This window comes from Motiliproteus sp. SC1-56 (genome assembly GCF_017309075.1).
Taxonomy (GTDB): Bacteria; Pseudomonadota; Gammaproteobacteria; order Pseudomonadales; family Balneatricaceae; genus Motiliproteus.
In genome coordinates, this window is record NZ_JAEMGS010000003.1 from 256,520 (window position 1) to 269,648 (window position 13,129).

The following is a 13,129-nucleotide window of genomic DNA, read 5'->3' on the forward strand; positions in this document are numbered from 1 at the left end:
CAACGAGCAGACAGCTTAGCTCTCACTCAAACGAATCCAAAGCGCAAAAATCCGCGCATTATATTCGAAAAAATAGACGCTAAGCGCTGGCTTCCCATTGCGCCAGGGCCGCCTTCGGGTTGCGGGGGTAATACTTCTCCGGCAGGCGGTCGATGTGGGAAAAGAAGCGGGTGTCCTTGTAGGGCATCTTCATAAAGCCGGATACGCCGAGCCCCCTGATTTCCGGTACCGAGTCGATGATCCGGCTCAGCAGATCGCGGAACTCCCCTTCACGCGCCGGGTCCAGCAGGCGGTAGTAACTGTGAATTTTCAGGTGGCAGGGCAGGCTTTCGAAGATAATCAGCCCGGTGTGATGAATGCCGTTGAGACGTTCGAGATGCCCCATGATGGACGCCGGCAGCTCGAGAAACTCCTCCGGGTCACGCCCGTCCTCGAAATAGGAGTGCACCCGGGTCTCATCCTCCAGCTCCGGCGCGGCGGAGACCTCGTAGGGAAGCCCGGTGCCCGCCTCGGGCAGGAACGGTTGATCGGCATCGGCGCGGCTGACGTGCAGGGTATTGCGGGCATTGAACAGACAGCTTTTGAACACGCCCTGTCGATAGATGGCCCGCGCCAGGTGAACCAGGTTGTTGACCGAGGCCACGAAGGCATCGCGCAGGCGCTCATCGTGCAGGTTGAGGCAGCTGTCGATATAGACCCCGTTGGCCTCCCAGCGCACGGCCAGCCCCCCCACCACCGGGTACTTGCCCAAACGACTCACCGCGGCCAAAAAGGCCTTCTCGGTCTCCCCCATCCCCTGCATAAAATTCTTGTAGTAGCGGTCGAACTGCACATCATCGACCGCCAACGACTCTACATTCCCGCCTTCCTCGCGCAGGAACGACTTGCGCGAACTGTACACCACGGTATCGATCTCCTGCGCCTTGGGGTTCACCCAGACCGGGATCAGGTGAGCCGGCGCCGGCGCCGGCAAGTCCACCATCAGGGCCCGTGCAATCGAGGACATCTGGTGCACGAAGTAATCCCCGGCCTCGCTTCTGACCTGGGGGTCACCGTCGAGCATGCCCTCCAGGGTTCGCGCCAGTGCCAGGGGCAGGCCGAGGGCGGTGGGCGGAATGGCGCGGTGACCAAAACGACAGGACTGGCCCGAGGCCAGGGCGTAGAGCGTCGCCGCGGCCCCCTGCTCGTCAAAGCGCGGCGAAGACATGGTGCCGCTCATCTGCTCGGGACCGATAAAGTAGACATCCCCCAACCGGGCATTGCTGTTCTGCAGGTCGCCGGACATCAGGTCCATCACGTTGCTGGCCACGTGTTGCTGGTTTTCATCGAGCTGGGCGAACACCGAGGAGCCCCAGTCGATCAAGGAGATTTCCTCGTGCTCGGGATCAAAGACAATATTCGAGGGTTTGATATCCCCGTGCACCAGTGGCCGACATGACTTGACCGCGGGCCCCCGCAAGGCCTTCAGCAGGTCGGCCAGCTGCTCGGCGATTCTCACCACCAGCCGCGGGCTCAGCGGGCCCCGTTGCAGGGAGAGCTGCTCCAGGTCGATGCCCCGCGCCCGCTCCATGACCATGATCGCCTGGCGGCCGATACGCTGAAACTCGATCAACGCCGGCACCCGCGAGTGGCTGACCTGGTCCAGCATGAAGGCCTCTTCCTCGAGCCGGTCCTGGACGTGCTGGGGCAGGGTGATCCGCGAGAACTTGAACACGTACGCGTGGCCGGCAGCATTGAGGCCGCCGAAGACAAAGCCGTAGGCGCCCTTGCCGATCAACTCGATATTACGGTAACCCAGCTGCTCCAGCTGCTCCTGACACAGGCGCACCCAGTTCTTCAGCTTGGCCGCATCCTGGTGACTGAGCAGGTAGATGGACTGCTCTTCGGGAATGTAGAACTGTTGCAGGTCGGGCTTGGCGTGGTTCATAGCGCAGCGCAATAAAACGCAATAAAAAGGGGAGCCTCGGCTCCCCATCTTAACCTAGGACAGATCCAGCAGCATCGCCGCCGGGTCTTCCAGGTAGGACTGCCAGAGCAGGCTGAAACGGGCGATGGTGCCACCGTCGATAATGCGGTGGTCCCCCGACCAGCTGATGTTCATGATCGAACGGGCCTCCACATCGCCGGCTTCATTGAAGCGCGGCAAGCGCTGAGTCTTGCCCAGGGCCACGATCGCCACTTCCGGCGGGTTGACCACCGGCACCGCGTAGGTTCCGCCCAGCGCGCCGATGTTGGAGATGCTGATGGTGCCCCCCTGCAGGTCCGCGGGGTTAACCCGGCCGCTGCGGGCCGCCTCGGTGAGGCGGGTCACCTCCTGGGCGATCTCCAGGATGCTAAGGGTTTCCACCTTCTTGATGTTGGGCACGATCAGCCCCTGCTTGGAGTCCACCGCCATGCCGATATTGCAGTGCGGCTGGTAGTGGATTTCGGTGCAGTCAGCATTGACCCGGCTGTTGAGGATCGGGAACTCCTGAATCGCCAGGGCCAGCGCCTTCATGATAAAGGGCATCAGGGTCAGGCGAATGCCCCGCTGCTCAGCCTTGAGCTTGAGTTCGCCGCGCAGGCCCAGCAGCGCGCTCACGTCCACCTCGTCACCGTAGGTGAAGTGGGGAATGGTGGCGTGGGAGAGGCTCATCTGCTTGACCATGGCGGCCTTGATGCCGCGGATCTTCTCCACCCGCACTTCGCCTGCAGGCGCGACGGCCGGCTTGGCAGCGGCGGCCTGATCAGGCTCGGCGGCGGCGCCACCACCCTGCTCGACGAAACGCAGGATATCTTCCTTCAACACCCGACCGTTCTTGCCGCTGCCCGGCACCTGGCCGATGTCCAGGTCATGCTCGCGGGCGATGCGGCGCACCGCGGGGCTGGCCAGGGCCTTGCCCGGGCGTGCGCTCGCTGTTGCCGCCGGTTCCGTCACGGCGCTCGGGGCGAACGCCGGTTGAGCCGCGTCCGCCTGAGCGGCAGCCGGGGCGACGGGGACTTCCCCGCCCTCCGGCACCAAGGCAAAAAGAGGGGCATGGACCTTGGCGGTCTCCCCCTGCTGGTAATAGAGCTTGCTGACGGTACCGGCCTTATGGGCGGGAATCTGCACCAGGGCCTTGTCGGTCATGACATCGACCACTGGCTGGTCCTCCTCGATCCGCTCGCCCTCGGCCACCAGCCACTCCACCACCTCGCACTCGACAATGCCTTCGCCGATGTCGGGCAGTATGAAGTCTTCGGCCTGACCGCCGGTGGCGGTAGCAGGTGCAGGTGCGGCACGCTCTAACGTGTTCTCTGCTGCACTCACCGCCGCACTTGGCGTTGCAGCCGCGGCGGTCCCGGGCTCATTGGCCGCCGCCTCTTCGCCCTCCATCTCCACCGCAAACAGCGGGGCGTGCACCTTGGCGGTGTCCCCCTGCTGGTAGTAGAGCTTGGTCACCCGCCCGCCGTGGGGCGCGGGGATCTGTACCAGGGCCTTGTCGGTCATGACATCGGCCACGGGCTGGTCCTCCTCGATGCGGTCCCCCTCCTGGATCAACCACTCGACCAGCTCGCACTCGACGATGCCCTCGCCGATATCCGGCAAAATAAAATCTTTAATCATCGCCTCGACCCTCTAAAAATTAACGCTACGCTTGATGGCTTCGTAGATCTTCAGGTGATCCGGCAGGTACTCCTTTTCCAGCGCCAGCGGGTAAGGGGTATCCAGCCCGGCCACCCGGGCGATGGGCGATTCCAGGTGAAGGAAGCAGTGTTCCTGGATGGTGGCGGCGATCTCGCCGGCAAAGCCGCCGGTCAGCGGCGCTTCGTGGCTGATCAGCAGGCGCCCGGTCTTGCGCACCGACGCGGCCACGGTCTCCCGGTCCCAGGGCAGGATGGTACGCAGGTCGATCAGCTCGCAGGAGATACCCTCTTTCTCGGCCAGCTCAGCCGCCTTTTCCAGGTACTCCATCTGAGCGCCCCAGGCCAGCAGGGTGATGTCGGAACCCTCCTTGACCACTTCGGCCTTGCCCAGCGGCAGCTCGTAGTCGCCCTCGGGCACATCCCCCACCGAGGCACGGTAGATGCGCTTGGGCTCAAAGAAGATCACCGGATTGGCGTCGCGAATGGACGCCAGCAGCAGTCCCTTGGCCTGGTGGGGATTACGCGGAACCACCACCTTCAGCCCCGGGGTCTGGGCGAAGTAAGCCTCCGGCGACTGGGAGTGGTAGTGGCCGCCGGCGATACCGCCGCCGTAAGGGGTGCGGATGGTAAGGCCGCCCACGTCGAAGAGGTTGCCCGAACGGTAGCGGAACTTGGCCGACTCGTTGACGATCTGGTCAAAGGCGGGAAAGATGTAATCGGCGAACTGGATCTCCGCCACCGGCACCGAGCCCTGCGAGGCCAAGCCGTTGGCAAAGCCGATGATGCCCTGCTCCACCAAGGGCGTATTGAAGCAACGGGCGCGCCCGTACTTCTCCTGCAGGTGGCTGGTGGCGCGGAACACGCCGCCGAAAACGCCGACGTCCTCGCCGAAGCAGACCACCTTCTCGTTCTCCGCCATGGCGATATCCAGGGCGTTGTTGATCGCTTGCAGAAGGTTCATCTTAGCCATTGTTCATCCTCCCTGATGTCGCGGGATACGCCTCAGGGTAGAGACGGACATGGGCCTTGAGCCCTTCGAGCTGCTCCTTGAGGTGGGCAGGCGGGGTATCGTAAACGTCGGTGATCATCTCTTCGATCACCGGCGCCGGACGCTTTTCAGCCTCTTTCATGGTGGCGAGCACTTCCCGGCGGTCGGCTTCAAACAGGGCCGCGTCCTCGTCGTCGCTCCACCAATTCTTGGCCTGCAGCCAGTGTTTCATCCGCAGCAGGGGATCTTTGTTGCGCCACTTTTCCTCCTCCTTCTTGCTGCGGTAGCCCGAGGGGTCATCGGAGGACGAGTGGGCTGCCAGGCGGTAGCTCATCGCCTCCACCAGCACCGGCTCGTTCTGCTCCACGGCAATACAGCGGGCCTCGGTCATGGCCGAGTAAACCGCCAGGATGTCGTTGCCGTCGACGCGGATGGTGTGCATACCGTAACCCAGCGCCCGGGGGGCGATGCCGTCCCCGGCGAACTGCTCGCTGGCCGGGGTAGAGATGGCGTACCCGTTGTTGCGGCAGAGGAAAATGGTGGGCGTCTTCAGCACCGAGGCCATGTTCAGGGCGGCGTGAAAATCCCCCTCGGAGGCCGCGCCCTCACCGAAAACGGCAACGGTGCACTTCTTATCGCCGGCCAGCTTCTGGCCGTAGGCGTAGCCGGTCGCTTGGGGAATCTGGGTGGCCAGGGGCGAGGAGATGGTCATGTAATGGAGCTTGGCGGACCCGTAGTGGATCGGCATCTGGCGCCCCTTGCCGTAGTCCAGCTCGTTGCTGAACAACTGGTTCATGAATTCGTCGAGGGTGAAGCCGCGATAAACCAGGGCACCCTGCTCCCGGTACTGGGCCATGATCATGTCTTCGTCGTCCAGCGCGGCGGCAAAGCCCACGGTGGTGGCCTCTTCCCCGGTGGACTGCATGTAGAAACTCAGGCGCCCCTGACGCTGGGCGGCGAGCATGCGCTCGTCGAGCACCCGGGTACGCACCATGGCGCGGTAGATTCGGAGGGCGGTGTCTTTATCCAGATCAGGCAGGGTCGCACCCTTGTAGGTCGTGCCGTCCTGCTTGAGAACCTTGTAGGTCGGAATCTGGAGCTCGTCACCACGGATAAACTGGGGCGCATGGACCGCCCGCTCTTTGGTATCCGTACTCATAGCATCCTCATTATTTTTTTGTGGATGTGTCGGAGCCGATTCCTCGTGAGAACCGCTCGCATAAATATAGTATTTGCCCGGTAAGGCGATGACAGTTGTAAACTACTTTTACGTTAACGTAAAGTATATTCAACACATGGCGGTCGTTTTTTCATCAGCCCACCCTCCCCGACGCCCGCCCCTCACCACCGCTTTTATGCCGTCCTGGAAAAGCAAAAAGCGGAGCACGGCTGCGCCGCGATCAAAGGCGACCACAGGTGTCCAGGCGGCAGATTCCCCCCGCTCTGGTACACTTTGGGCAATACCCCTGAGACCCGCCTATGTCCGACGCCCCCCCACCTCCATCCCCCACCGCACAGCCGCACTACGCGGCCATCGACCTGGGTTCCAACAGTTTTCACCTGGTCATCGCCCGCGAGGTTCACGGCGAATTGCAACGGCTGGACCGGATCGGGGAGCGGGTACAGTTGGCCGCGGGGCTCGACGAGGAGCACTTCCTCGATGCGCCCGCCCGCGAGCGGGGCTTGGCCTGCCTCGAGCGCTTTGCCCAGCGCCTGGCCGGGATTCCCCGAGAGCAGATCCGCGCGGTTGCCACCAACACTCTGCGCGCTGCCCGCAACCGCCGGACCTTTATTCAGGCCGCCGAAGCCGTGCTCAAGATTCCCCTGGAGGTCATTTCCGGTCGCGAGGAGGCGCGCCTCATTTATCTCGGCGTCGCCCACAGCTTCGCCGATGACGGTGCTCAGCGCCTGGTGGTCGATATCGGCGGTGGCAGCACCGAGCTGATCATCGGCCAGCGCTTCTCCCCTCTTGAGTTGGAAAGCCTGCACATGGGCTGCGTCTCCTACACCCAGCGCTTCTTCGGAGATGGCAAGCTGAGCGAAAAGCAGTTTAGAAAAGCGGTGAACGGCGCCCATCGTGAGCTGCTGAACATCAAGAAACACTACCGGCGCCTGGGCTGGAGTGATGCGGTGGGCGCATCGGGGACGGTAAAGGCGCTGCATCGCCTCGCCGCAAAAGACACGGACGGACAGCTCACTCTGGAAGGGCTGGATGCACTGCGCCAGAAACTACTGGCCTTCTCCTCCGTGACGGCCATCGATCTCGACGGCATCAAACCCGCCCGCAGCGCCTTGCTGCCCGGTGGCCTGGCCATCCTCACCGCCATTTTCGAGGCCCTGGAGATCGACAGCATGCGCTTCTCCGAGGGCGCCCTGCGCGAAGGGGTACTCTACGACCTGCAGGGCCGGCATCACCACGAGGACGTCCGCGAGCGCACGATCGAGGCGTTAATGCAACGCTACCATGTCGACCAGGAACAGGCCGCCGCCGTGGAAGCAACCGCGCTGCACCTTTTGACGATGACCCCCTTCGATCGCGAGCCCAACCGGCAGCTGCTGTCTTGGGCGGCGAGGTTACACGAAGCAGGCCTGGCCATCTCCCACAGCCAGTTTCACAAGCACGGCGCCTACCTGATTGAACACAGCGATATGATGGGGTTCGGTTGCCGCGAGCAGGAACACCTGGCGTTTTTGTTGCGCTACCACCGTCGCAAACTGAATGACCAGGGGCTGGCGGCGCTCGCACCCGCCCACGTACCGCACCTGAAGGCGCTCTGTACCCTGTTACGCCTGTCGGTGGTGGTCCACCGCAGCCGCCTTGACACGCCCCCTCCAGCCCTTCAGCTACGCTGGCGGGGCGACGCTTGCCCGCAACTGCGCCTGCGGTTTGCCAAGGGATGGCTCGAACAACACCCGCTAACCCTGGGGGACCTGGAGCAGGAGCAGTTTTACCTGAGCGCCTGGGGCATACAACTGGAGTTCGACTAAGCCAGCCCCCCCACGGGGTGCCGTCAGCACCCACCAATCACGGTCGCTATCAAGCCACTGGATTAAACAGCCGAATGAGGCCGCTGAATTTAGCAACTTGATTAAGCAACTTGGGGCAGCGCGCTGGGCAGAAGTTGTGGGACGGGTCGCAAATCTGCGACAGACTCGCCCAGTTTGATCACCGAAAGCAGGTGAGGCAGGCCAACAAAGCCCTGTTCGGCCGGGATCTCCACCTGTTCCATAATCTGATAACCGAAGCCATGCAGGGAGAGTACCCGCTTGTAGAGCCGCGCCCGGCTCTTATCGGCAACGTTGAAGGCGTAGTCAAAACCCTGCTCGGCGGCAAATTCTGCGCTGGCCTGTATGACCTGCTTGACGGTATCGAGGTTGCGGTACTCCGGTAACAGGGCCAGACGGGTCAGCTGACAGTAGCTGCCGGGGCTCTTGCGCAGCTGGGGAAAGAGCGCGGGGATATCCACCCCCTCGTGCTGAAGCGGCGTACCGGCCCGTGAACGCCCAGCCGACAGGCGGATGCCGCCGATCACCCGGTCGCCGTCAAGGGCCACCAGGATGACCCCGTCGCGATCGAACTGGTCCTCGCCCCCGTTAAAGGCCGCCAGCCCCAGGTCCTCGCGGAAACAGGCTTCGCGGATCTGGTAATACACTTCTAGCCACTTCGGATCTTCCGTTATTGCAAATTGAATAGCCACGATCGCTCCCCTTCTAAATCTGCCTGAGTCCTGCCCGTCGGCTGGCGCGGTACTGGTCCTTCGCAGCGGCGGGCTCAGAAAAAACAACTTCAAGCCCTATAGCGAGATCCATGCCAAAATTTAGGGAAGCTTCCAAATCAGCGCGTTATGAACAGCTGTTGTTTTATGTCAGTTTTTTATTAATAAATTCCATAGGTTATCTGTATGCACAAACAGACACCAAATCCTGCGGATTTATAAATTACTGAAAAAAAAGAAAAAGCAGTGTCACCAAAAAGAGACACCCTGGGCATGAGAAAAACAAGAGGCTCAATCCCGGTGTACGGAGTGCGATAGGCCTGAAGCCAGACGGGGGGGTTGGCGCTCCAAGCCCTGTTGGCAAACTACGACAGTTTATTCCTGGGGCTTGAACTCATCGGCCCGCAGGTCATGACGCTGCAGCAGCTTGTAGAAATCCGTGCGGTTGCGCCGTGCCATTCGCGCCGCTTTAGAGACGTTCCCCTCGGTCAGGCGCAATACCTTGACCAGGTAATCACGCTCGAACTGCCGACGGGCCTCGTTGAACGAAGGCAGGACCCCGGCGTCTTCGGAAAGCGCCTGGCGCACCAGGCCGACCGACACCACCCGCCCCGAAGAGAGTGCCACGGCGTGATGCACCAAGTTCTCCAGCTGGCGGACATTGCCGGGCCAAGGTGCGCCCACCAGCAGCTCCATGGCCTCGGGCGAAAACCGCTTCGGTTCCTGGCCGCTCTCCTCGGCCATCTGCTGCAGAAAGTGGTTGGCCAGCAGTGGAATATCCTCGACCCGCTCGGCCAGCGAGGGCACCCGCAGGTTGACCACGTTCAGTCGGTAAAACAGGTCCTGGCGGAACAACCCGTCGGCCATGTCCTTCTCAAGATCGCGATGGGTCGCCGAGAGAATGCGCACGTCCACCGGGTAACTGCGGGTGCTGCCCACCGGACGCACCTGTCGGTCCTGCAGTACCCGCAGCAGTTTGACCTGAAGCGCCAGCGGCATGTCTCCGATCTCGTCCAGAAACAGGGTGCCTCCATCCGCTGCCCGGAACAGCCCCAGGTGCTCGTTAACCGCGCCGGTAAAGGCGCCCCGCACGTGACCGAACAGCTCCGACTCCAGCAGAGGCTCGGGCAGCGCACTGCAGTTAAGCGGCACGAAGGGCTGGTCGGCGCGGGCGCTGGCGCGGTGAATGGCCTGGGCCAAGAGCTCCTTACCACAGCCGCTCTGACCGGTAATCAGGACGCTGACCCCGGCCCCGGCGACCTGCTGCGCGGTCGCCAGCAGGCGGTTCATCGTCTCGCTGTGGCTGTGAATGTGGGCACGCCACTGGTCCCCAACGGCTAAGCTGTCACGGGCACCGCCGGTAGCCAGCGCCCGCTCGATCTGGTTGCGCAGCTCCTGTTTGTCCACCGGCTTGGTTAAAAAGCCGAAGACCCCTTTCTGGGTCGCCGCCACCGCATCCGGGATGGAGCCCTGGGCTGTGATGATGATCACCGGTAGCCCGGGATAGGCCTGCTGGATATGCTCGAACAACTCGATGCCGTCCATCCCTTCCATACGCAGGTCGCTGATCACCAGGTCCACGGGCTGCTTTTGCAGCACCGCCAGGGCCGCCGCGCCGCTGGTGGCGGTTTCGACCGCGTAGCCCTCGGCTTCCAGGCGCAACACCAGCAACCGCATGAGGCTGGGGTCATCATCCACCAGCATTAGCCGGGCCTGCTCTTTACTCATTCTTTAAAGGTCCGTTGGCGGCTTCGGCGCCGCGCTCTTTGCGATCGTCCAAACGGCGCTCCAGGTTGGTCAGGGCGCGAATTTTCTCTTCCAGGGCATCCCGCTCAGCCCGGGTCGACTTCAACTGCTCACCCAGGTTAGTCCGCTGTTGCAGGGCGTTGATCAACGCCTGGTTATGGGTCAGCAGCATCTGCAGCAGGGGGCGCACCCCCGGCGGATGTTCCTGCTCCAGCAACTCACGCAACAGATCCCGGGCGCCGATCCAGCCCCGCCGATCGTCCTGCTGCTGATGCAAAAGGGCCTGGTGAAAAACCAGCAAGGGCTCGGTACCGGGCTCCAACGGAACCATCAACGCCCGGGCCTGGGCCGGCTCCATCAGCAGGGACTGCTCCAGGACCGCCAGCCAGGCCAGGACCTCCGGCGGCGGCTCGCCGTCCGCGGGCAGTAGAATCTCCACCGCCGGGGGCGGCGGCGCAGGCGGAGGCACCTGCTCTGTCGGCAACGGCAAGGGACGCAGGGGACAACCTGCCAACCAGATACAACTGAGAACGAGCATCCACCTCATGCGGGTTCCACCCTTGGTAGCGTCAAACGAAAACAGACATCCCAGGCAGGATCGTCGATGACGGCCAGTGTCCCTCCCTGGGCTTCCACACATTCGCGGGCCACGCTCAAGCCGATGCCGGAGCCCTTCAAGGCCCCGCCCCGCCGCGCCCGACCCTGGTAAAACGGCTCAAAAACCCGGGTTCGCTCCTCGTCGGCGAGCGCCTGCCCGGTATTGCCCACGTCAATTTGCAGCCTGTCGGCACGGGCGCGCCAACGCACCCCCAGCTTGCCGCCCGATTCGGCGTAATTGACCGCGTTGGAAAAGAGGTTGTCCAGCGCCGTTTTCAACTTACCGGCATCCACCGGCCAGCGTTCCGGCCCCCCTTCAAACGAAACCTCCAACTGGCGGCGCTCGATCAGTACACGATAAGGATCCATCAGCCGGGTCAGCCAGGGGGGAAGCTCGATTTCCTCGGTCTCGAGCGGCGGCTGGTGCAGTACCTGATTGTAGTCCAACAGGTTTTCAATCAGCCGTTGCAGCTCCCAGCTGTTGTTCTGGACGATGGATACGATCTCGCGCTGGGCCGGTCTGAGCTCCCCCACCACCTCCTCATCCAGCAGGTCCGCGCCTTCGCGCAGGCTCGCCAGCGGAGTTTTCAGTTCGTGGGACATATGCCGCAGAAACTGCCGTTTCTGCTCTTCGAGTTGATTCAACTGGCCCCGCAGCCACTCCAGTTGCTCTCCCAGAAGCCGCATCTCCAAGGGGCCGCGAACCTGGATTGGACGGTCCCTGCGCCCCTTGCCCAACGCTTTGACCTCCCGCTCCAGGGCGCGGATCGGCGCGTTGATCCAGTAGGTAAAGAACAGTGCGCTGACCAGGGTCACCAGCGCCAGCAACGCAATCAGGCTGATCAAGGACTCCTTGAGACTCAGCGCCTCGGCCTGCTGATCCTGTAAGTGAGCATCCACAAACTTCTGCACAGCCTGGCGCAGGCGCTGATCCAGCAGGCTCAGCCGGTCGAACCCGGAGAGCAGCCGGGCGCTGTCGGGATCCTCGGCGCTCAGCTGGGGAATCTCCTCCATCAGCACCCGGATCTCCCACTCCAGCGATCCCAGGGTGGTCTGTTCGTTGCCTTCCAGCAACGTCGCCAGCCGTTCCAGGCGCGCCATGGCGGCCTCGGCACCCTCTTCAAACAGCTCCAGCAGGCGGGCATCCCCCAGCGTCACGTACTGGCGTGCCCGGCGCTCGATATCCAGCAGGTCGGCACCCAACTGCTCGCTATGACGGGTCAAGGCGACCAGCTCCCGGGAGAGGCGCTCACCATGGCTCGCCTGCTGATCAAGGGTCTGCAAGGTGACGAAAATCGCCGCGCACAAGGGCGCCATGACAATAAAAAAGCCCAGCAGCACCAACTGCAGAATGGATCGGGGTCGCCAGGGCATGAGTCAGCCAAACATCCGTTTAAAAAACTGAAGGAACGCCATTTTACTGCGCCCCCTGGGCGAGCTCAACGCGCCTCCGCCTACTTCGGCCTTCATCCGAGGTAGCGCCTGATGTAGTAGCGCCCCTCTGGGACACCGGCCGGCAGCGGCACCACTTCACTTGCCGGCAACGGTATCGGCTGGTCACTCACCAGCAACGCCCCCGGGCGCATCAAGGCCGGCAACTGGTCGGCCACAAACGCGGCCAGTGCACCGGTGGTCTCGCGATCACCGCTACCGATGTCGGCGTGAACCAGGATCGCCTTCCCCCCCAGGGTTTCCGCTGCGCCCGGCAGCGTCGCGTACAGATCGCCAAACAGCAGGTGGTCCCGGTCAGGCAGGGAGTCGGGGTGGGCCGCCAGTTGGCGCTCAAAAACATAGATCTCACGATCCGGCAGCCGCGCGCGGAGGTGATCATACGTGCGACCGTTACCCAGCCCGAGTTCCAGTACCAGTCCCTCTCTCCCCGCGCTGGCCCCGGCCGCCCAATCCAGGCACAGGCGCTGAGCCTGCAGCCTTCGGATCGCCGATTCCAGTCGCGTCATGGGTTCTCCCTGGAGCCATATCAGTCCGTTTTAAATCCCTGATTATTAGCCTAATCGAAAAAAACCATTCCTTCCCCTCCGCGCATTGAACTCAGACCGGCGGGAAAGCGCCCCGGTAAGGCGATATAATGGCCCCTCAGCCATCTTTTAACTGACGCAGAAATTTCACCGCCGATACGCCTTAGGCGTATTCCGTGCCCAGGAGCTCCGATCATGGCGAACCCGGCTCAACGCGCGCTCAAGGGGCTGATCCGCGGCTACCAGCTGCTGGTCAGTCCGGTATTGGGCAGCAACTGCCGTTTTTACCCGACCTGCTCGGCCTATGCCCTCCAGGCGATCGAGGAGCATGGCGCCTGGCGCGGTCTGTACCTGGGCCTCAGGCGTTTGCTGCGCTGCCACCCCTTCCACCCCGGCGGCATCGATCTGGTGCCGCCAAGCGGTCAACAGCCCCCTGAAAAAGACTGCTGCGGGGCACCACCCTCCCCGTTTGACCGGCGCTGACGCTCTGGCTATAAAGG

The 13,129-nt window shown here is 62.9% G+C and carries 11 protein-coding genes; 2 read left to right on the forward strand and 9 right to left on the reverse strand.

Annotated features, from left to right (window positions below; translation table 11 throughout):
• Positions 1 to 79 precede the first annotated feature (79 nt).
• From JGZ97_RS04895 to JGZ97_RS04910, 4 genes are read right to left on the reverse strand one after another with little or no spacing between them, the layout of a single operon-like run.
• The gene (locus JGZ97_RS04895; protein ID WP_207061488.1) at positions 80 to 1,927 is read right to left on the reverse strand and encodes a protein kinase; all 1,848 of its coding nucleotides are present in this window, start codon (positions 1,925 to 1,927) and stop codon (positions 80 to 82) included.
• Between the two features lie 54 nt (positions 1,928 to 1,981).
• Positions 1,982 to 3,586, reverse strand: coding sequence for a dihydrolipoyllysine-residue acetyltransferase (locus JGZ97_RS04900; RefSeq protein WP_242521542.1), 1,605 nt, complete (start codon positions 3,584 to 3,586; stop codon positions 1,982 to 1,984).
• A gap of 12 nt (positions 3,587 to 3,598) precedes the next feature.
• Positions 3,599 to 4,576, reverse strand: a complete 978-nt coding sequence (locus tag JGZ97_RS04905) for an alpha-ketoacid dehydrogenase subunit beta (RefSeq protein ID WP_207061489.1) — start codon at positions 4,574 to 4,576, stop codon at positions 3,599 to 3,601.
• Positions 4,569 to 5,753 (reverse strand): thiamine pyrophosphate-dependent dehydrogenase E1 component subunit alpha, encoded by a 1,185-nt coding sequence (locus JGZ97_RS04910; protein ID WP_207061490.1) that lies wholly within the window; start codon positions 5,751 to 5,753, stop codon positions 4,569 to 4,571. Before JGZ97_RS04910 ends, JGZ97_RS04905 begins: the two co-directional genes overlap by 8 nt.
• A gap of 320 nt (positions 5,754 to 6,073) precedes the next feature.
• On the opposite strand from JGZ97_RS04910, the gene ppx reads away from it, so the two are divergent.
• Entirely contained in the window at positions 6,074 to 7,582 is a 1,509-nt protein-coding gene (gene ppx, locus JGZ97_RS04915; RefSeq protein ID WP_207061491.1) for an exopolyphosphatase, read from the forward strand.
• Between the two features lie 101 nt (positions 7,583 to 7,683).
• Here ppx and JGZ97_RS04920 read toward each other — a convergent pair whose 3' ends face one another.
• The 5 genes from JGZ97_RS04920 to JGZ97_RS04940 all read right to left on the reverse strand — a co-directional run bounded on the left by JGZ97_RS04920 (position 7,684) and on the right by JGZ97_RS04940 (position 12,611).
• The gene (locus JGZ97_RS04920) at positions 7,684 to 8,292 is read right to left on the reverse strand and encodes a GNAT family N-acetyltransferase (protein ID WP_207061492.1); all 609 of its coding nucleotides are present in this window, start codon (positions 8,290 to 8,292) and stop codon (positions 7,684 to 7,686) included.
• Between the two features lie 393 nt (positions 8,293 to 8,685).
• Positions 8,686 to 10,038 carry a sigma 54-interacting transcriptional regulator gene (locus JGZ97_RS04925; protein ID WP_207061493.1) on the reverse strand — a complete coding sequence of 451 codons (1,353 nt, stop codon included), beginning with the start codon at positions 10,036 to 10,038 and terminating at the stop codon, positions 8,686 to 8,688.
• Positions 10,031 to 10,603 (reverse strand): hypothetical protein, encoded by a 573-nt coding sequence (locus JGZ97_RS04930; RefSeq protein WP_207061494.1) that lies wholly within the window; start codon positions 10,601 to 10,603, stop codon positions 10,031 to 10,033. The genes JGZ97_RS04925 and JGZ97_RS04930 overlap by 8 nt, the downstream gene beginning before the upstream one ends.
• A complete protein-coding gene (locus JGZ97_RS04935; protein ID WP_207061495.1) occupies positions 10,600 to 12,027 on the reverse strand; it encodes a cell wall metabolism sensor histidine kinase WalK in 1,428 nt (475 codons plus the stop codon). The genes JGZ97_RS04930 and JGZ97_RS04935 overlap by 4 nt, the downstream gene beginning before the upstream one ends.
• Before the next feature lie 92 nt (positions 12,028 to 12,119).
• Positions 12,120 to 12,611 carry a class I SAM-dependent methyltransferase gene (locus JGZ97_RS04940; protein ID WP_207061496.1) on the reverse strand — a complete coding sequence of 164 codons (492 nt, stop codon included), beginning with the start codon at positions 12,609 to 12,611 and terminating at the stop codon, positions 12,120 to 12,122.
• A gap of 213 nt (positions 12,612 to 12,824) precedes the next feature.
• On the opposite strand from JGZ97_RS04940, the gene yidD reads away from it, so the two are divergent.
• Positions 12,825 to 13,112, forward strand: a complete 288-nt coding sequence (yidD, locus tag JGZ97_RS04945; RefSeq protein WP_207061497.1) for a membrane protein insertion efficiency factor YidD — start codon at positions 12,825 to 12,827, stop codon at positions 13,110 to 13,112.
• Positions 13,113 to 13,129: the final 17 nt, after the last annotated feature.

Excerpts from the sequence above, each read along its gene's own strand:
- JGZ97_RS04895 (WP_207061488.1), bottom strand. The coding sequence starts at position 1,927 with ATGAACCACGCCAAGCCCGACCTGCAACAGTTCTACATTCCCGAAGAG.
- JGZ97_RS04900 (WP_242521542.1), bottom strand. The coding sequence starts at position 3,586 with ATGATTAAAGATTTTATTTTGCCGGATATCGGCGAGGGCATCGTCGAG.
- JGZ97_RS04905 (WP_207061489.1), bottom strand. The coding sequence starts at position 4,576 with ATGGCTAAGATGAACCTTCTGCAAGCGATCAACAACGCCCTGGATATC.
- JGZ97_RS04910 (WP_207061490.1), bottom strand. The coding sequence starts at position 5,753 with ATGAGTACGGATACCAAAGAGCGGGCGGTCCATGCGCCCCAGTTTATC.
- ppx (WP_207061491.1), top strand. The coding sequence starts at position 6,074 with ATGTCCGACGCCCCCCCACCTCCATCCCCCACCGCACAGCCGCACTAC.
- JGZ97_RS04925 (WP_207061493.1), bottom strand. The coding sequence starts at position 10,038 with ATGAGTAAAGAGCAGGCCCGGCTAATGCTGGTGGATGATGACCCCAGC.
- JGZ97_RS04930 (WP_207061494.1), bottom strand. The coding sequence starts at position 10,603 with ATGAGGTGGATGCTCGTTCTCAGTTGTATCTGGTTGGCAGGTTGTCCC.
- JGZ97_RS04935 (WP_207061495.1), bottom strand. The coding sequence starts at position 12,027 with ATGCCCTGGCGACCCCGATCCATTCTGCAGTTGGTGCTGCTGGGCTTT.
- JGZ97_RS04940 (WP_207061496.1), bottom strand. The coding sequence starts at position 12,611 with ATGACGCGACTGGAATCGGCGATCCGAAGGCTGCAGGCTCAGCGCCTG.
- yidD (WP_207061497.1), top strand. The coding sequence starts at position 12,825 with ATGGCGAACCCGGCTCAACGCGCGCTCAAGGGGCTGATCCGCGGCTAC.